We start from the raw sequence: 16,853 nt of genomic DNA on the forward strand, positions 1-16,853 counted from the left end.
CAACGTAACCGGCGCAGCAACGCTACGCCGACATCATTACGCGCTTTTCCCTTGTTGCGCACGAATCAGCATGACCAGTCCTTCTACTGACTGTAGCAAACTGCCGTCGTTATTCAGTGTCAGGCAGTTGCCAGGCTGGTAACGCGCCGCACGTTCCAGCCGCGCTTCAATCTCTGTGGCGCTCTCTCGCCCCCGTTTTTCCAGACGCTGGCGCAAAATGGCTGGCGAAACCTGCACGTAGACTGGCATCAGCGTGTCGCCATATTGCGTTTGTGCCTGTTGCAGATGCCCGCGCGAACCGTTTACCACCACATCAAACCCGGCCTGTAGCCAGAGATCAATCTCTGCGCCAATGCCGTAATAAAAGTCGTTGGCATGCCAGCTCAGCGTAAACAGATGCTGCTCGTCGCGAGTGAAAAACTCCTTCTCACTCAACGCGATATGGTTCTCACTCCCGGCGCTGGCCGGGCGGGTGATGTAGCGGTGCGCAACCAGTAATTGCGGGTGTTCCCGCTGGCGCAGCGCCGCCAGCAGCGAGTCTTTGCCCGCGCCGGACGGCCCCATTAACCAGATCAGTCTGCCCATCAGAACACCCTTTTCCCCTCGCGCCAGACGTGATCAATGCGTACGTGGTCGCCTTTGTGGTGCGCCAGCACCAGATCCGCCCGCTTCCCTTCGCCAATCACGCCGCGATCGTTAAGATTCAGCGCCTGTGCCGGGTTTTTGGTCACCAGGTGAACCGCTTTCTCCAGGCTGAAATCATTCTCTTCATCGCTGGCCACGCGAAACACCGCATCCAGCAGGCTGGCGGGGTAGTAGTCGGACGATAAAATATCCAGCATGCCAAGTTGCGCCAGTTTGTGTGCCGCCACGTTGCCGGAATGGGAACCGCCGCGCACGATATTGGGCGCGCCCATCAGCACACTTAATCCATGGTCACGCGAGGCTTCCGCCGCCGCGAAAGTGGTCGGAAATTCGGCAATCACGCTGCCTAACTGGTGCGATTCGACAACGTGCTCGCGCGTGGCGTCATCATGGCTGGCAAGCGGCAGGTTGCGCGCGTTGCATATTGCGGCGATGGCTAGCCGGTTTGGCTGCGACCACTGCGCGGCGAGCGCCAGTTGCTCCTGTTCAAAGTGATCCATCTGCTCATCGGTGAGGTGATATTTGCCCTGATAATATTCACGATACTTCTCATAGCTGGCGTACTGGCGCTGTCCCGGTGAGTGGTCCATCAGCGACACCAGCGCAACGGGCTCGCGGCCAACCAGTTTTTCAAACAGTGGCAGAGTCGTATGATGCGGCAGTTCACAGCGCAGGTGCAGGCGATGCTCCGCGCGGTTCAACCCGCGTTTTTGCGAATCCTCCACGGCATTGATCATCTTTTCCAGATTTTCCAGCCGGTCGCCGCCGTCGCGCACATCGCCAATGGCTACCGCATCCAGCACTGTCGTAATCCCGCTGGCGACCATCAGCGCGTCGTGGCTGCTCATCGCGGAATGGGCGGGCCAGTCCACTTTCGGGCGTGGGGTGAAAAACTTATCCAGGTTATCCGTATGCAGTTCAATAAGCCCCGGCATCAGCCAGCCGCCATCGCCATCATGCGCACCGGGCTGGCGGCTTTGGGTTTCGGCAAAAGCACGAATCACGCCGTCACGAACTTCCAGCGAGCCGCTGATCACCTCGTCTTCGAGGATCAGTTTTACGTTGTTGATAATCATGCGGAGATCCCCATCGGGTAAAGGCGGTCGGCGACATGTTCCCGGACTGCGCCATCATGAAAGATGCCGACAATCGCTGCGCCGCGCGCTTTCGCCAGCGCGATCAGTTCAACGACGGCGGCGCTGTTTTTCTCATCCAGCGAAGCGGTAGGTTCATCGAGCAGCAAAATCGGGTAGTCGACGATAAACCCGCGCGCAATATTGACGCGCTGCTGCTCACCGCCGGAAAAGGTCGCGGGAGCGAGGTGCCACAAGCGTTCCGGCACATTCAGCCGGGTGAGCAGTTCACCCGCTTTTTGCGCGCACTGTTCGCGGTCAATGCCCTGTTCCAGCAGTGGTTGCATTACCACATCCAGCGCGCTAACGCGGGGAATAACGCGTAAAAACTGGCTGACCCAGCCAATGGTGTGGCGGCGCACTTCCAGCACTTTACGCGCCGGAGCCTGTACCAAATCCACCCATTCGTCGCCGTGTTTGACATGAATATGCCCGGCATCGGGCAGGTAGTTGGCATATAGCGAGCGCAGCAGGGTCGATTTCCCACTCCCGGAATGACCGTGCAGCACGACGCATTCACCGGCCTCGACGCTGAGCGATGTCTCGCGCAGCACCGGCAGGCGCACACCGTTTTGATGATGCAGGACAAAGGTCTTGCTGACATTTTCCACACGCAAAACAGTCATCATCCACTCCTTAATTTTGCAATACCGAGGAGACCAGCAATTGGGTGTAAGGGTGGTGCGGATCGTCGAGCACCCGATCGGTTAACCCACTTTCCACCACCTGACCTTGTTTCATCACCAGCAAGCGGTTTGCCAGCAGCCGCGCGACGCCCAAATCATGGGTCACCATCACCACGGCAAGGTTCATCTCCACCACCAGGCCGCGCAGCAGGTCGAGCAAACGCGCCTGTACTGAAACATCCAGCCCGCCGGTGGGCTCATCCATAAATACCAGTTTCGGGCGAGTGACCAGGTTACGGGCGATTTGCAGGCGCTGCTGCATGCCGCCGGAAAAGGTGGTCGGCAGGTCGTCAATGCGCGAGGGTGGGATCTCAACATCGCTGAGCCACTGCTCGGCACGGCCACGGATATCGCCGTAATGTCGCGCCCCGGTTGCCATCAAACGTTCGCCGATATTGCCACCGGCGGAAACCTGGCGGCGCAGGCCATCCAGCGGATGCTGATGTACCACGCCCCACTCGGTGCGCAGCAAGCGGCGGCGTTCGGCTTCGCTCATCGCATAGAGATCGCGCGCCTGGTAAGTGATGGTGCCGTGCTGGGGCACCAGGCGCGCCGAAATGGCATTCAGCAGCGTGGTTTTACCAGAGCCAGACTCACCGACAATGCCCAGCACTTCGCCCGGCCACAAATCGAAAGAGACATCCTGAAAGCCCTTGCCTGGCGCATAAAGATGGGAAAGGTGATTCACCGAAAGCAGCGGTTGGGTCATTTGCGTAAAGCCTCACTCTGTTGGCGGCAATAATCGGTGTCGGAGCAGACGAACATGCGCGTGCCGGTATCATCCAGCACCACTTCATCGAGATAGCTGTGGGTTGAACCGCAAATGGCGCACGGCTGATCCCACTTTTGCGGCGCGAAGGGGTAATCCTCAAAATCGAGGCTCACCACCTGCGTGTAGGGCGGCACGGCGTAAATACGCTTTTCACGCCCGGCACCAAACAGTTGCAGGGCGGGCATCATGTGCATTTTCGGGTTATCGAACGCCGGGATTGGCGACGGGTCCATCACGTAGCGCTCGTTTACTTTTACCGGCCATGCATAGCGGGTGGTGAAGTTGCCAAAACGCGCAATGTCCTCGTACAGCTTCACCTGCATCACGCCGTACTCTTCCAGCGCGTGCATGGTGCGGGTTTCTGTCTCGCGCGGCTCGATAAAGCGTAGTGGCTCCGGGATCGGCACCTGGTAAATCAAAATCTGGTCTTCTTTGAGCGGCATTTCGGGAATGCGGTGGCGTGTTTGAATCAGCGTGGCTTCAGCGGTGCGCTCGGTGGTTTCCACGCCAGTAACGCGGGTAAAGAACTGGCGGATTGAGACAGCGTTAGTGGTATCGTCCGCGCCCTGGTCGATCACTTTCAGCACGTCATCTTCGCCAATCACGCTGGCGGTGAGCTGAATGCCGCCGGTGCCCCAGCCATAGGGCATCGGCATTTCGCGCCCGCCAAACGGCACCTGGTAACCGGGGATCGCCACCGCTTTGAGCAGCGCGCGGCGGATCATGCGTTTGGTTTGCTCATCAAGAAAAGCAAAGTTGTAACCGGTTAGCGCGTTAGCCACGGCGTTTCTCCTGTTGCAGTTGTCTGAGCAAATCCAGTTCCGCCTGGAAATCAACGTAGTGGGGGAGTTTCAGGTGCGAGACAAAGCCCGCCGCTTCAACGTTATCCGCGTGCGCCAGCACAAACTCTTCGTCCTGCGCCGGGCTTTTAATCGGCTCGCCGTAGTCAGCGGCTTGCAGGGCACGGTCCACCAGCGCCATCGCCATCGCTTTGCGCTCGCTCATGCCGAACACCAGCCCGTAGCCGCGGGTAAAGTGGGGTGGTTCATCCTGCGGTGCGATAAAGCCATTGACCATTTCGCATTCGGTTATCAGCAGTTCGCCGACGTTTACCGCAAAACCCAGCTCTTCTGGCACAATTTCCACATCGATGTAGCCACTGCGGATCTCGCCGGCGAACGGGTGGTTGCGACCGTAGCCGCGCTGGGTAGAGTAAGCGAGCGCCAACAAGTAACCCTCGTCGCCGCGCGCCAGTTGTTGCAAACGCGAAGAGCGCGAACAGGGGTAAACCGGCGGCTGGCGGGTAATGTCGCCCGGCACGGTGCCGTTGTCCTGTTCGGCTTTTGCCAGCCCTTCATTAACCAGCAAACTGAACACGTGCGGGGCGGCGTCCTGCTGCTCTTCGCGCGTGGTGAGCGTCGGCGTTTCACCTTCGGCGAGCAGGGTAAAATCAAGCAGGCGGTGGGTGTAATCGTAAGTGGGGCCAAGCAATTGGCCGCCGGGAATATCTTTGTAAACCGCCGAGATGCGGCGTTCTAAACGCATTTTCGCGCTGTCGATGGGTTCGCTCACGGCCAGGCGCGGCAGCGTGGTGCGGTAAGCACGCAGCAGAAAGATGGCTTCGACGTTATCGCCGCTCGCCTGTTTTAACGCCAGCGCTGCCAGTTCCCGATCGGCAATGCCTCCTTCGGTCATTACACGATCGACCGCCAGGTGTAACTGGTCGGCGATTTGCGCAGCACTCAGCTCCGCAAGCTCCGCGTCGCCACGGCGTTTATGCTCCTGCAGCGCGTGGGCAGCGGCGATGGCTTTTTCGCCCCCCTTGACAGCAACGTACATCAGTACACCTCCACCAGCGTGGTTCTGGGTATTGCCAGCGCGCGTTCGCCGCAGGTCAGGATCACGTCGATGCCTGTCGGGAACGAATGCGGGCGGTCGGTAAACTCATCGGTAATGCACTCCGGCAACTGCGGGGCAATCATGCGTTCTTCCAGAATGCCCGGCCCGGTCAGGCGCAGCATGCGCCCGCCGCTCAGCGCCGGTAGCTGTAAAATCAGGGTCGCGCTGCTTTCCGGGCTGATATCCGTGCCGCTCGGCAGCACGCTCAGTTGCTCGGCGCTCAGGGTGCTGTCGGCAATGGCGAACAGCGACTGTTGCGGTTGATCGACCAGCGGCGCATTGGTATGAAAGCGCAGGTTCTGGCGCACGATGTCGTTATCCACGGCGGCGGAAAGCCAAATTGGCGTGTCGTTATCGGCAAGCGTCAGCAATACGCTGGTGGTGGCCGGGTTGAGCGGCGGCCAGCCATGTTTTAACTGCGGCAGCGAGACAATCACGCCCGGCTCGCTCATGGCTTTTAACAGACGGCGAAAACAGTGTTGGGCATCGTGAACCGCCGAAGCGAAAGCGGGTTGTAAGGTCATGCGTTATCTCCGCGAACCAGCGTAAAGAAGTCGACCCGGCTGGCGTTGACTTCGGCCTGGCGCGCAGTGAGGCGCGCGGCGCGGTCCGCTTCCAGCGGGGTAATAAGGGTTTCCATTAACGTCTGGAAATAGGAAGGATCCTGCAACAGCGCATCACAGACGGCGCAGCGTTCGGCGTGGCCTTTATCGCGCCCGAGCACCCAGCTAAAACCGAGCGTGCCGCACTCCAGGCGAACAACTGCCCGCGTTAACGTGGCGTCGCCGGGAAAGAAACGTTCACCGGTCGCGCCCATGCGTGCCTGGATCTGTACCAGGCCTGTCTGTGGGGCGCGCACCTGTTCATATTCCGGGGCGAGCCCGAGTGTGCGCATTCGGCCGCGCAGCATCTCCGGCGTGGAGTGCGCGAGTGCGGCCATCCAGCGCTGTCGGGTTGGCGTATCAAAATGCATTCAGTGCTCCATGGTGAATTCAATCATGTCGGCGCGCGTCAGGCTGACGGAGTATTCCGTGGCGTTGACCTCGCCTTCACGATGGTTGAGGGTGCGCACGCAGAGCAGCGGCGCCATATTGGGGATCTCCAGCCAGCGGCTCTCTTTAACTTGTGCGCGACGGGCGCTGATGCGCGTCTGGGTGCGTTTCAGGCTGACCCCGGCCTGTTCACGTAAAAAGTCATGCAACGAACCGCTGTCAAACTGTTGCAGCAGCGACCATAACTGCAGATCGGAGAAATAGTGATCGATAAGGCACAGCGCGACGCCATTCACCCGGCGGCGAGTGCGCAGATGGATAACGTTGTCGCCCTCCTGAATACCTAACGCATCGGCGACGTGTTGAGACGCTGGGCGTAGCACCGCCAGCAGACGTTCGCTGGTGGGATGGCTGCCCTGATCGAGTAGGTTTTGGCTAAAGCGCGCCTGTGCATTGAGGGGGTAATCGAACGGGCGCATCAGCACCATCACGCCAACACCCTGGCGGCGCTGTACCCAGCCTTTTTCCACCAGTTGATCAATCGCGCGGCGTAATGTGTGGCGGTTAACCTCGAAACGCGTCGCCAGTTGCTGTTCGGCGGGTAGCCAGTCGCCGCAGCGATAGCTACTGCGCAGCTCCTGCTCTAACCTTGCGGCGATTTCCTGATAGCGCGTGGGGTAACTGGTCGGATGTCTGGACAAGTGCATGCTCATTGTAGCTCCGCGGGCCAGGTAAAAAGTGGTCTTATCGTGAAGCGCAAATGTTGCATTTGGGTTATACGATGATTGCGCGAGGATGAATCTTGGCGAATAAGAAAAACCGCAGGAAATAAAGAAGGAGCCATTGGCTCCTTCTTAAAGAGGGGATCAAGCGTTGGGTGGCGCTTTGGCGACATTCACCATCCAGGGAATACCGAATTTATCGGTCACCATGCCAAAGCCGTGCGCCCAAAACGTCTCCTGCCACGGCATAGTGATATGCCCGTCAGCGGCAAGCGCATCAAACCAGGCTTTGCCCTGCGCGAGATCCTGAGTGGCGAGGCTTAAGGTAAAACCGCTGTAATCCCCGCTGTTTTGCCGGCCATCGCTCATCATTATTTCGCTACCGGCAATGCGTAAATTCGCATGGGCAATATCATTATCGGCAAAAGCCTGGCCCGCAGCGCAACCTTCATCGTTATTGCTCTCTTGCGGGGACTTAGGCATTTCGCCAAATGTTATCTTATAGGTTAATTCGGCATGGAGTGCCTGTTGGTAAAACTCGATGGCCTGTTCGCACTGACCAGAAAAAGAGATGTAGGGATTGAGCGGCATAATCATTACCTCGGGTAACGAAATCTGCCATTAAGTGTAGGCGTTGCGGGAAAAAGTAAACCAGGCGGGAAGCAAAAACTTCCCGCCAAAACATCAATTCTTTTTAACAAATTCAGATTTGAGTTTCATTGGGCCAAAGCCGTCGATTTTACAATCAATATTATGATCGCCTTCGACCAGACGAATATTTTTTACCTTGGTGCCGATCTTCAACATTGAAGAACTGCCTTTTACTTTCAAGTCTTTAATTACGGTAACGCTATCACCGTCGGCTAAAAGATTACCGTTAGCATCTTTGACGATTAATTCATCTGCATCGTGAGCAGGTTCCGCATCGTTCCACTCGTGAGCGCATTCCGGGCAAATGAACATGCCATTATCTTCATAGGTGTATTCGGAATTACATTTTGGGCAGTGGGGAAGTTGCATAGAGAGTTCCTCGAAAGTACATACAGAGCGGGGGTAAACCGCACAAAAGGCTCAGCGCCAGAAAGGCTGCGATTATACAGCAAAACCGTACAATTGCCGTTGTTATTATTTTTTCAGAAAAAACATAAAAAGATGAAAGTAGTGACATAACCTGTCATTCGGTTAAGCGATGCTTATCCCTGAAACATGATGAGTAAATGCTTATGCCAGTTATTTAGATTATTTTCTGGTGGAAATTGCCAGCATTTACTAATTCAGATAAGGTGGCGTGTAGTATCTGGTGTTATTCGAACCCAAACTGTCATGCCTGCTACGCTGCCAGCAATGGCGGTAATTACCTCTCAAATTGGGTGGGTAAATAAATGATGATATATTCTGGTTGTTCCTGAAAATGAGCTAAGCTGAAACTCTCTGGTTTTTATCACCGGAGTTGCGACGCTGTCATTTTTTGAGAAAAAAAATATATATTTTCCTGAGTATCATCAGGTATTTATCTTTTCGAAGATATTTTCCACACGTAATTATAAAAGCCGAAACTTCACTAATAAAACATTCCGGCTAAATAAAAGTAAGAAAATTTGCGTTAAGGAAAGACTTTTGACATGCACACACAAACAATTTTTGAATTAAGCCAGGAAGCAGAAAGACTGTTACAACTTTCCTTGCACAATCTCCAGGCTTTAAAAAAAATACCGACGGCGACGTTTGATGAGACGAACGCGACCGGTAAGGCGGAAAACGCCAATGTTTTGCCGTTGCATTTCAGCGCGCGTGGCGTTGAAGCGCAGCAGGCGACGCTGCATAACGAATTACGGAAAATTACCCGGCTGGAAATGGTGCTGGCAATTGTCGGTACCATGAAGGCAGGGAAGTCGACCACCATTAACGCGATTGTCGGCACAGAAGTGCTACCCAACCGCAACCGGCCGATGACCGCGCTACCAACCCTCATTCGCCATACGCCGGGTCAAAAAGAGCCGGTGCTGCACTTTTCTCACGTGGGGCCCATCGACGCGCTTGCGCAACAGCTTCAGACGCGGCTCTTTAATTACAACCGTGAAAAGCTGGCGCAAAAAATTGAAATCGATAAAGACATGGCCGCGCTGTTGGATCGTATTGCGCAAGGCGATGCTTTTGATAAGCACTATCTGGGCGCAGAGCCAATCTTCCATTGCCTGAAGAGCCTGAATGATCTTGTACGCCTTTCCAAAGCGCTGGATGTGGACTTTCCTTTTTCTGCGTATGCGGCGATTGAACACATTCCGGTGATTGAGGTGGAGTTTGTGCATCTGGCCGGGCTGAATAATCAACTGGGCCAACTGACACTGCTGGACACCCCGGGGCCGAATGAAGCCGGGCAGCCGCATCTGCAAAAAATGCTCAGCGAGCAACTTGCGCGCGCCTCGGCGGTGCTGGCGGTGATGGACTACACACAGCTTAAATCCATTTCTGATGAGGAAGTGCGCCGCGCAATCTCCTCTGTCGGCCGTTCGGTGCCGCTGTATGCGCTGGTGAATAAATTCGATCAGAAAGATCGCAACAGCGACGATGAAGAACAGGTCAAAGTGTTGATTTCCGGCACGTTAATGAAAGGAAACATCAACCCGGCACAGATTTTCCCGGTTTCATCAATGTGGGGTTATCTGGCGAACCGCGCCCGTCACGAACTGCAGCATCAGGGGCGTTTGCCGGATCCGCAGGAACAGCGCTGGGTGCAGGACTTCGCCGAAGCCGCACTCGGACGCCGCTGGCGCCACACCGATTTGGACGATATTGAGCATATCCGCCACGCCGCCGATCTCTTGTGGGAAGATTCGTTATTTGAAAAACCCATTCGCACACTGCTGCATGCCGCACACGCTAACGCCTCGCTTTATGCGCTGCGTTCGGCGTCGCATAAATTGCTGAACTACACCCAAAGCGCCCGCGAGTACCTCGATTTTCGCTACCAGGGATTAACGGTGGCTTATGAAAAGCTGGAGCAAAATATTTCCCGGCTGGAAGAGGACATGGCGCTACTGCGTAGCAGCCAGGAGGGGGTGAGCGATGAAATTGAACACGAAGTGGAAGAGGCGCTCGCCGCAGCCGAGATCTATATCCATGGTCAACAATTTGAAATCACTGAGGCTATTGATGCCTGGTTCCATGATGGTCAGCTCATGACAATGGTCAGAGAAAGCCAGGCTGATTTACGTTTTGATGAACATTTCGCGCCGGGGCAACTGGTGCTGGAAAATGAAGGCCAGGCGCAGGTTGCGCTCAGTAAAATTCGCTCGGTGTGTGAGACGATTTTAGTCGCGGCACAGGAGCGCATCAGCCGTGAGCTGGCGCAGCGTTTCGACGAACTGGAAAACACGCTGGCGCGCTCGTTGAACGATGCGATGCGCCCGATTGAGACGCGTATAAAAGAGGAGCTTACGCATGCGGGTTTTCGTGCGCGTATCAGTTTTCCTGCTTTCCAGGCGAGCGCGCTCAACTTTAACGCCCGTTCGTTGTTTACCAATGTGATAGCGCCGCAAGATTTGCCGGCCGGGCAGGCGCCGCGCGGCGGTAGCGTGCGGGAAACCGTGTCGCGCTGGCTGAATAACCCCAGTTGGGGGTGGGACGATTATGTGGCAACGCGTACCCGCTATGTGATCGACCTTACGGCGTTAAATAAGAAACTTATCGACCATGTTGCTCATTTTTGTGAACAAATCCTTAAAGCTTTGAACGCGCAGGTCGATGTTTCTGTGACGGCGGGAATGGCGACATTTTTCGCCGAGTTCTCGTTAAGTCTCGCGGGACTACAGGAAAGTTTGCGTGACAGCCTGGCGATACGGCAGCAGAACGAATCGTCAGTGTTGGCGTTGCGCCAGCAGTTGCAGCACAGCATCAGGACGGCCAATTGGATCCATGAAGACGCACGCCTGTTACGCGATGATATTCAAACTCTCTTCGCGGCGGATCAACCATGAAAAATCAACTACTGGACGGGCCCGGACGCGTACTTGAGTGTATTCATCCGAAATTTATCGTGGATTTGGTGCAGGGTGTCGATGCGCCGCGCCAGACGTCGATTGTGCCCCAACAGCAGTTGTTCCGTGAGCGGCTGACGCAGGAAATCATGGCGCAAACGCAGCTGCGCCCGTGGGCGATGTCTGGCGTATTAAATGAGAACGATGCGCTGCGCCTGGGGCTGGCGGAAAAACTGGCCAGCATGCTTGATCCGGGGTATCTGGCATTAACGCGCATTACCGAGCGGCTGGCGACGTTGCAACAAGCGGAGCGCCGTCCTGCCAACGCGACGCCTGGTGTGCAGCAGCAATATGACGAGCTGGTTGATCATTTTAGCCAACGCGCCGCGTGGAAAGAGAAAGCGCTGACTCAGCGCGGGCTGGCAGTTCAGGCGGGGAACCATAGCGAACAAGTTTTTGCCCACTGGCGCGCCGGGAATTACAACGGCTGGTCGATGGCCGGGCGCTGCTACATCGCGCTGGAAGAGTTGCGCTGGGGGGCGTTTGGTGACGCCTGCCGTCTGGCGAATGAAGGTGTGGCGAAGATGCTGAAAGATAATCTGCGTGCGATGGCTACCGATTTTCTGGCGCAGGGTATTAATGCTTCTCCGGCGACCCGACATTTCTACCACCAATGGCTGGCGACACCCTCAACGCCAGGATTGATGGACTATAAAGATTTACTCGGCTGGCTTGGCGACTGGTGTGATGCTGAACGCCACCCGATCTGCTGGTCTGTCACCCAGAGCTGGCAAACAGTAGCGCTGGGCATGCCGCGACTCTGTTCAGCGACACGCATCGCGACGGCGATGGTGGATGAAGTATTTGGCGAGTAACCCGCTTTTACACCTGTAAACATCCGCCTTTTATATATAAAGATGGCATTGAGTCGCGGTGAAAGGGTTAGTCAAAACCCGTAAGGTGTATTTTCTCCCCGTCATGCGCGAGTGCATGCCAGAGCCAACATTTGTTGCTGATCGCGCGCGGCGGATGCGGTTTTCTACTGGCAACAAAAAAGCCCCTGACGGGGCTTTTTTGATCGAGCACCTTTAGTGTCCTGTCGATTCGACGGGGTTCTCTGCTTTCTCTTTCGCTTGCGGCACATCACCGAAGCGTTTCGCATACAGCGCGGTGATAATCGGCACCAGAATAGCCGTCACGATTACACTCGCAGCTACCAGTGCGGTTGCGGAGGCGGCAACCGGTTCAAACGCCGGGTTGATCTGCGCGATAATCACCGGGTTCGCCACCGCCGCGCCTGCCGCAGACGAGGCCGCGACACCTGCCGTTCCGTTGCCGCCGCCAATTACACGGTCGGCGATAATCAGCGGAATACCGGTGATGATGATCACCGCAACGCCGAGGAAGATGCCCAGCAGGCCGGTTTGCATGATGACGCTCAGGTTGATGGTGTTACCCAGCGCGAAGCCGAAGAACGGGATCAGCACCGGCGTTGCTTTACTGAAGAACGCGCGTAAATCGTGGTCAAGATTACCCAACGCGAAACCAATCAGGAACGGCAGCACGGCGCCAACAAAGTGGTGTGGCTCAAAGGATGCCAGACCCGCGGAGCCAAGGATCACCATCGTCATCAGCGGGCCGGATTCCAGCGACATCAACACAAACGCGCCGGACTCCTCTTTGCTGCCGTACTGGTTCATCAGGCTTGCGTACAGGCCGCCGTTGGTCATATCCATGGCTGACACCAGTGCCAGCACGGAAAGCCCGGCGAAGAATCCGGTTTGGATGCCGGTATCCGGAATAAACGATGCGGCGATCATCGCCACTACCCAGGCGACGGCGATTTTGGTGAGCACCAGCGTGCCGGATTTACGTAAAACGGTGCCGGTAGCGCGTAAATCAATGGATGCGCCGATACAGAAAAACCACACGGCGAGGATGGGTACAGTGCCGGTAATCATTCCTTTTGTGAATGAGCCGAAATAAGCACCTGTATCCGGTGCCAGCGTATTCAAAATTGCGCCTAACAGCAGCGGAACCAGCATCATCCCGCCAGGAATGCGTTCTATCGTGGCCTTGATTTTCATAATAAATCCTCACTGCTCGTCATTACCATGAACGAGGAAAGCTAAAAATTAAAAGTGAATATTTTCAATTCATTAAAGAATTTCTTAGGCAGGGCATTCGCTATTGATTGCCGCTGGTTTCCGCATCAAAAAGACATTGCATTGCGCCGTGTTGCGGGTTTATGTCGCTATCATCTGATCAATGGAATATCTATTCAATAAGAATGAAACAATGTTTTAGTTACATTGATCACATATTTTGCGTAAAAATAATCTGAGGTTTGATTATTTATTTTTGCTGTAAATGAGTTGTGACGAAATATGTGGGATAAAGAAGTAAGATCATAATAACGTGGGTTATTACCGATGCTTTTTCAGCCCGCTTAGCATTAGATGTTTCTTATTCCCGGCGGTGGAAAAAGAGTGAAAACTGTGAGGAGGATTATTGCGGAGGAAAAGGGTGTGAATTTGATCACATTTTTAAACCCTGTTAGGGTAAAAAGGCCATTCACTGCCCGACAGGCGTCAACAGGTTCGGTTGTACAGGCTTTAAACAGCCCGTGTAAGTAAACCTGCTACGCTTGAACTGGAAGGCTGAAAAGCCATTTAAAACGCCCGGCAGGGAGAGTACGCCGGGCGGTTCAGGGCGAAAGTCTAAAGAGGAATAGATGCATGCTAAAAAGGAAAAAAATTAAGCCCATCACCTTGCGTGATGTGACCATTATTGATGATGGCAAGTTGCGTAAAGCGATTACTGCCGCATCGTTGGGTAATGCCATGGAGTGGTTTGATTTCGGCGTTTACGGCTTTGTGGCCTACGCCCTTGGTAAGGTGTTCTTCCCCGATGCAAACCCCAGCGTACAGATGATTGCCGCGCTTGGGACCTTCTCCGTTCCGTTCTTGATTCGTCCGTTAGGCGGCCTGTTCTTCGGCATGTTGGGTGATAAATACGGCCGACAAAAAATCCTCGCGATAACGATAGTGATCATGTCCGTCAGCACCTTCTGTATTGGTCTGATCCCGTCGTATGCCACCATTGGTATCTGGGCGCCGATTTTACTGCTGCTGTGTAAGATGGCGCAGGGCTTCTCGGTTGGGGGCGAATACACCGGGGCATCTATCTTTGTCGCCGAATACTCGCCGGATCGAAAACGCGGCTTTATGGGTAGCTGGCTGGACTTCGGTTCCATCGCCGGTTTTGTGCTCGGCGCGGGCGTAGTGGTTCTGCTTTCTACCATTGTCGGTGAGGATAACTTCCTCGACTGGGGCTGGCGTATCCCGTTCTTCCTGGCGCTGCCGCTGGGGTTAATTGGACTCTATCTGCGCCATGCGCTTGAAGAGACTCCGGCATTCCAGCAGCACGTCGACAAACTGGAGCAGGGCGATCGCCAGGGATTGCAGGAGGGGCCGAAAGTCTCGTTTAAAGAGATTGCGACTAAACACTGGCGCAGCCTGCTGACCTGTATTGGTCTGGTGATTTCCACCAACGTGACCTATTACATGCTGCTAACTTACATGCCAAGTTACCTGTCGCATAACCTGCACTATTCCGAAGATCACGGCGTGCTGATCATCATTGCTATTATGATTGGTATGTTGTTTGTACAGCCGGTGATGGGGCTGTTAAGCGACCGTTTTGGCCGTCGTCCGTTTGTCATTCTGGGTAGTATTGCGCTGTTTGTGCTGGCGATCCCGGCCTTCATTATGATTAACAGCAACATTATTGGCCTGATCTTCGCCGGTCTGCTGATGCTGGCGGTGGTGCTGAACTGCTTTACCGGGGTGATGGCGTCAACGTTACCGGCGATGTTCCCGACACATCTTCGCTACAGTGCGCTGGCGAGCGCGTTCAACATCTCTATCTTGATCGCCGGTCTGACGCCGACGCTGACAGCATGGCTGGTGGAAAGCTCGGCTAACCTGCTCATGCCTGCCTATTACTTGATGATTGTGGCGGTGATTGGTCTGATTACCGGCCTGACCATGAAAGAAACGGCGAACTTACCGCTGAAAGGGGCGACCCCGGCGGCGTCGGATTTGCAGGAAGCGCGGGAAATCTTGCAGGAGCATCACGATAACATTGAGCAAAAAATCGAAGACATCGATGAAGAGATCGCCCAGTTGCAGGAAAAGCGTACGCGCCTGGTGCAGCAACATCCAAAAATAAACGAGTAATGACTATCCCGGATGGCGCTGTCATCCGGGATTTTTTAACATCCCGCCGCAATATAATCCCCGTTCGCACTTACCGGAATAACGGTTAAAAACAGCACCACTGCAAACAGAATCAGCGCCGCGCCACCGACAATTTTCAACGCCGGAACGAACCTGTGTAACGTGCTTGCTTCTCCGCCAAAAAACGCTGCCGTGCTGTTACGCGCATAACGCACCGCCAGCGACAACCCGGCGATCGACAGCGCAGTGCCGGTGGCCATGGTCATCACCGCAGCAATGCCCCAGGTTACGATGCCGAGTGCATTGGCGAAGAGCAAAATCATGATCGCACCGCTGCACGGACGCGCGCCGATAGCGAGGATCACGCCGAGACGCGTTTTCCAGTCGCCTTGCGTGCTAACGCCAACGCCGTGGTGGCCGCAACCACAATGAGCGTCGTGCTGATGCGCGGGGGTAAGCGAGCGGATTGCCAGCTTGCGCGGCTTCAGGCTTTTCAGGGCATTCCAGACGACAAACGCACCAAAACCGCCAATCATCACCGCGCTTATTTTCTCAACGTACCAGCGACTTTCACTGAGATCGCCTGCGGCAAGGTTGAAACCGACCGCCAGAATAAAAACGAACAAAATGGCGCTGACGCCTTGCATCAGGCTGCCCAGCACGGGAATGACACGCGCCGCGGTCTGGCTTTCGTTGTTGGTGCTAAGCCAGGTGGTAACGATAAATTTGCCGTGACCAGGGCCAATAGCGTGCAGCACGCCATAAAAGAAAGCGCCGGTGAGCAGCCATAAACCGCCGCTGTACTGGTGGTTGTTCAGTTGCAGCAAATACATCACCAGATAGCGGTGCAGGGTGATTTGCGTTGCCAGGCACCATTGCAAAAAGGCCGCCCAGTGCGCATGTAATGTGAAGGCGACACCCAGCACCACCGCCAGCAGGATAACGGCGGCGGGCAAGCGCCAGTCGCGGGTGAGAAGTTGCGTGGTCATAAGTGTGTGGGCGTTGGGGGTAATGCCCGGAGTATAGGCGGCGAACACCGTTGGCTCCAGTCTTCGCCGCAATTTGTCTTAGGCGTTGAGCAGCCGTTTGTGCCAGCGTCCCAGTAACAGCACCGTAGTCAGCGCGCCAAGCAGGGCACAGAACATATCCGACTGGGTATCCCACGGATCGCCCTGGGTGCCGAGAAACTCGTCCGCGCCCTGGCCCATTGCCAGCGCCGCCCACCACTCAATTAATTCGTAGGTGGCACTCATCGCCAGCGCAATGCAGCAGACGATAAAATCGAGCATCTTCCCGCCCCGCACATATTGCCCGCGCAGGAGAATTTCTCTGGCTGCAAGCGCTGGCACCAGCCCCTGGAAGAAGTGACCGAGTTTGTCATAGGGGTTACGGCTCAGCCCTAAAAGATGTTGCACATCAAAACCAACCGGGACTTTAGCGTAGGTATACATTCCGCCGACCATCAGAATAATGGCATGGAAAAAGATCAGTCCATACAGCAGAGATGTCAGCGGATAACGGCGCCAGGTGACGAGCAGCAATGGCACGACAATCATTACCGGAACCACTTCCATCAGCCAGGTCACCCGGTCTTTGGCAAACCAGCCGGTATAGATAAGGATCACTAACAGCACCAGCGCCGCCGCAGACAGCGAGGCGCGATTCACGCTCTTAACCATAGGAATATCCGTTTCAGGAAAAAAGACACTATTGACGCGATTGCCGGGAAAAACAAGGCGCTGCGCTTTTCAGCAGAACAAACTGGCGTGACAGGAGAGAGCAATGA

At 55.3% G+C, this 16,853-nt stretch carries 17 protein-coding genes; 3 read left to right on the forward strand and 14 right to left on the reverse strand.

Annotated elements, in window-relative coordinates:
• Positions 1-36 precede the first annotated feature (36 nt).
• From phnN to E0L21_RS04490, 11 genes are all read right to left on the reverse strand, one after another.
• On the reverse strand, positions 37-588 hold the full coding sequence (phnN, locus tag E0L21_RS04440) for a ribose 1,5-bisphosphokinase (RefSeq protein WP_131407134.1): 552 nt from the start codon (positions 586-588) through the stop codon (positions 37-39).
• The gene (phnM, locus tag E0L21_RS04445) at positions 585-1,721 is read right to left on the reverse strand and encodes an alpha-D-ribose 1-methylphosphonate 5-triphosphate diphosphatase (protein ID WP_131407136.1); all 1,137 of its coding nucleotides are present in this window, start codon (positions 1,719-1,721) and stop codon (positions 585-587) included. Before phnM ends, phnN begins: the two co-directional genes overlap by 4 nt.
• Positions 1,718-2,404, reverse strand: coding sequence for a phosphonate C-P lyase system protein PhnL (gene phnL / locus E0L21_RS04450; RefSeq protein WP_131407449.1), 687 nt, complete (start codon positions 2,402-2,404; stop codon positions 1,718-1,720). The genes phnM and phnL overlap by 4 nt, the downstream gene beginning before the upstream one ends.
• Before the next feature lie 10 nt (positions 2,405-2,414).
• Positions 2,415-3,173, reverse strand: coding sequence for a phosphonate C-P lyase system protein PhnK (gene phnK / locus E0L21_RS04455; protein WP_131407138.1), 759 nt, complete (start codon positions 3,171-3,173; stop codon positions 2,415-2,417).
• The gene (locus E0L21_RS04460) at positions 3,170-4,018 is read right to left on the reverse strand and encodes an alpha-D-ribose 1-methylphosphonate 5-phosphate C-P-lyase PhnJ (RefSeq protein WP_131407140.1); all 849 of its coding nucleotides are present in this window, start codon (positions 4,016-4,018) and stop codon (positions 3,170-3,172) included. The genes phnK and E0L21_RS04460 overlap by 4 nt, the downstream gene beginning before the upstream one ends.
• Positions 4,011-5,075, reverse strand: coding sequence for a carbon-phosphorus lyase complex subunit PhnI (locus E0L21_RS04465; RefSeq protein WP_131407141.1), 1,065 nt, complete (start codon positions 5,073-5,075; stop codon positions 4,011-4,013). The genes E0L21_RS04460 and E0L21_RS04465 overlap by 8 nt, the downstream gene beginning before the upstream one ends.
• Positions 5,075-5,659 (reverse strand): phosphonate C-P lyase system protein PhnH, encoded by a 585-nt coding sequence (gene phnH / locus E0L21_RS04470; protein ID WP_131407143.1) that lies wholly within the window; start codon positions 5,657-5,659, stop codon positions 5,075-5,077. The genes E0L21_RS04465 and phnH overlap by 1 nt, the downstream gene beginning before the upstream one ends.
• Positions 5,656-6,108 (reverse strand): phosphonate C-P lyase system protein PhnG, encoded by a 453-nt coding sequence (gene phnG, locus E0L21_RS04475; protein WP_131407145.1) that lies wholly within the window; start codon positions 6,106-6,108, stop codon positions 5,656-5,658. The genes phnH and phnG overlap by 4 nt, the downstream gene beginning before the upstream one ends.
• Positions 6,109-6,834, reverse strand: a complete 726-nt coding sequence (phnF, locus tag E0L21_RS04480; protein ID WP_131407451.1) for a phosphonate metabolism transcriptional regulator PhnF — start codon at positions 6,832-6,834, stop codon at positions 6,109-6,111.
• A gap of 159 nt (positions 6,835-6,993) precedes the next feature.
• Positions 6,994-7,440 carry a VOC family metalloprotein YjdN gene (yjdN, locus tag E0L21_RS04485; protein ID WP_131407147.1) on the reverse strand — a complete coding sequence of 149 codons (447 nt, stop codon included), beginning with the start codon at positions 7,438-7,440 and terminating at the stop codon, positions 6,994-6,996.
• 93 nt (positions 7,441-7,533) lie between these two features.
• Positions 7,534-7,869 carry a zinc ribbon domain-containing protein YjdM gene (locus E0L21_RS04490; protein WP_017459520.1) on the reverse strand — a complete coding sequence of 112 codons (336 nt, stop codon included), beginning with the start codon at positions 7,867-7,869 and terminating at the stop codon, positions 7,534-7,536.
• Between the two features lie 602 nt (positions 7,870-8,471).
• Between E0L21_RS04490 and crfC the strand changes: the two genes are divergently transcribed.
• Positions 8,472-10,826, forward strand: coding sequence for a clamp-binding protein CrfC (gene crfC / locus E0L21_RS04495; RefSeq protein WP_131407149.1), 2,355 nt, complete (start codon positions 8,472-8,474; stop codon positions 10,824-10,826).
• The gene (locus E0L21_RS04500) at positions 10,823-11,701 is read left to right on the forward strand and encodes a diguanylate cyclase regulator RdcB family protein (protein ID WP_131407151.1); all 879 of its coding nucleotides are present in this window, start codon (positions 10,823-10,825) and stop codon (positions 11,699-11,701) included. The genes crfC and E0L21_RS04500 overlap by 4 nt, the downstream gene beginning before the upstream one ends.
• A gap of 213 nt (positions 11,702-11,914) precedes the next feature.
• Here E0L21_RS04500 and kdgT read toward each other — a convergent pair whose 3' ends face one another.
• Positions 11,915-12,913 (reverse strand): 2-keto-3-deoxygluconate transporter, encoded by a 999-nt coding sequence (gene kdgT, locus E0L21_RS04505; RefSeq protein WP_131407153.1) that lies wholly within the window; start codon positions 12,911-12,913, stop codon positions 11,915-11,917.
• A 651-nt stretch (positions 12,914-13,564) separates the two neighbouring features.
• Between kdgT and proP the strand changes: the two genes are divergently transcribed.
• Entirely contained in the window at positions 13,565-15,067 is a 1,503-nt protein-coding gene (gene proP / locus E0L21_RS04510; RefSeq protein ID WP_131407155.1) for a glycine betaine/L-proline transporter ProP, read from the forward strand.
• Between the two features lie 35 nt (positions 15,068-15,102).
• On the opposite strand, the gene E0L21_RS04515 is transcribed toward proP, so the two are convergent.
• On the reverse strand, positions 15,103-16,056 hold the full coding sequence (locus tag E0L21_RS04515) for a nickel/cobalt transporter (protein WP_131407453.1): 954 nt from the start codon (positions 16,054-16,056) through the stop codon (positions 15,103-15,105).
• A 78-nt stretch (positions 16,057-16,134) separates the two neighbouring features.
• Complete coding sequence (locus tag E0L21_RS04520) at positions 16,135-16,746, reverse strand: DUF2238 domain-containing protein (RefSeq protein ID WP_131407157.1); 612 nt, start codon at positions 16,744-16,746, stop codon at positions 16,135-16,137.
• Positions 16,747-16,853 lie beyond the last annotated feature (107 nt).

This window comes from Kosakonia quasisacchari (genome assembly GCF_004331415.1).
Taxonomy (GTDB): domain Bacteria; phylum Pseudomonadota; class Gammaproteobacteria; order Enterobacterales; family Enterobacteriaceae; genus Kosakonia; species Kosakonia quasisacchari.

Bases quoted from the DNA above. Each gene is read 5' to 3' on its own strand.
- phnM (WP_131407136.1), bottom strand. From the start codon at position 1,721: ATGATTATCAACAACGTAAAACTGATCCTCGAAGACGAGGTGATCAGC.
- phnL (WP_131407449.1), bottom strand. From the start codon at position 2,404: ATGACTGTTTTGCGTGTGGAAAATGTCAGCAAGACCTTTGTCCTGCAT.
- phnG (WP_131407145.1), bottom strand. From the start codon at position 6,108: ATGCATTTTGATACGCCAACCCGACAGCGCTGGATGGCCGCACTCGCG.
- yjdN (WP_131407147.1), bottom strand. From the start codon at position 7,440: ATGCCGCTCAATCCCTACATCTCTTTTTCTGGTCAGTGCGAACAGGCC.
- kdgT (WP_131407153.1), bottom strand. From the start codon at position 12,913: ATGAAAATCAAGGCCACGATAGAACGCATTCCTGGCGGGATGATGCTG.
- E0L21_RS04490 (WP_017459520.1), bottom strand. From the start codon at position 7,869: ATGCAACTTCCCCACTGCCCAAAATGTAATTCCGAATACACCTATGAA.
- phnH (WP_131407143.1), bottom strand. From the start codon at position 5,659: ATGACCTTACAACCCGCTTTCGCTTCGGCGGTTCACGATGCCCAACAC.
- phnF (WP_131407451.1), bottom strand. From the start codon at position 6,834: ATGCACTTGTCCAGACATCCGACCAGTTACCCCACGCGCTATCAGGAA.
- E0L21_RS04515 (WP_131407453.1), bottom strand. From the start codon at position 16,056: ATGACCACGCAACTTCTCACCCGCGACTGGCGCTTGCCCGCCGCCGTT.
- E0L21_RS04465 (WP_131407141.1), bottom strand. From the start codon at position 5,075: ATGTACGTTGCTGTCAAGGGGGGCGAAAAAGCCATCGCCGCTGCCCAC.
- phnK (WP_131407138.1), bottom strand. From the start codon at position 3,173: ATGACCCAACCGCTGCTTTCGGTGAATCACCTTTCCCATCTTTATGCG.
- crfC (WP_131407149.1), top strand. From the start codon at position 8,472: ATGCACACACAAACAATTTTTGAATTAAGCCAGGAAGCAGAAAGACTG.
- proP (WP_131407155.1), top strand. From the start codon at position 13,565: ATGCTAAAAAGGAAAAAAATTAAGCCCATCACCTTGCGTGATGTGACC.
- E0L21_RS04500 (WP_131407151.1), top strand. From the start codon at position 10,823: ATGAAAAATCAACTACTGGACGGGCCCGGACGCGTACTTGAGTGTATT.
- E0L21_RS04520 (WP_131407157.1), bottom strand. From the start codon at position 16,746: ATGGTTAAGAGCGTGAATCGCGCCTCGCTGTCTGCGGCGGCGCTGGTG.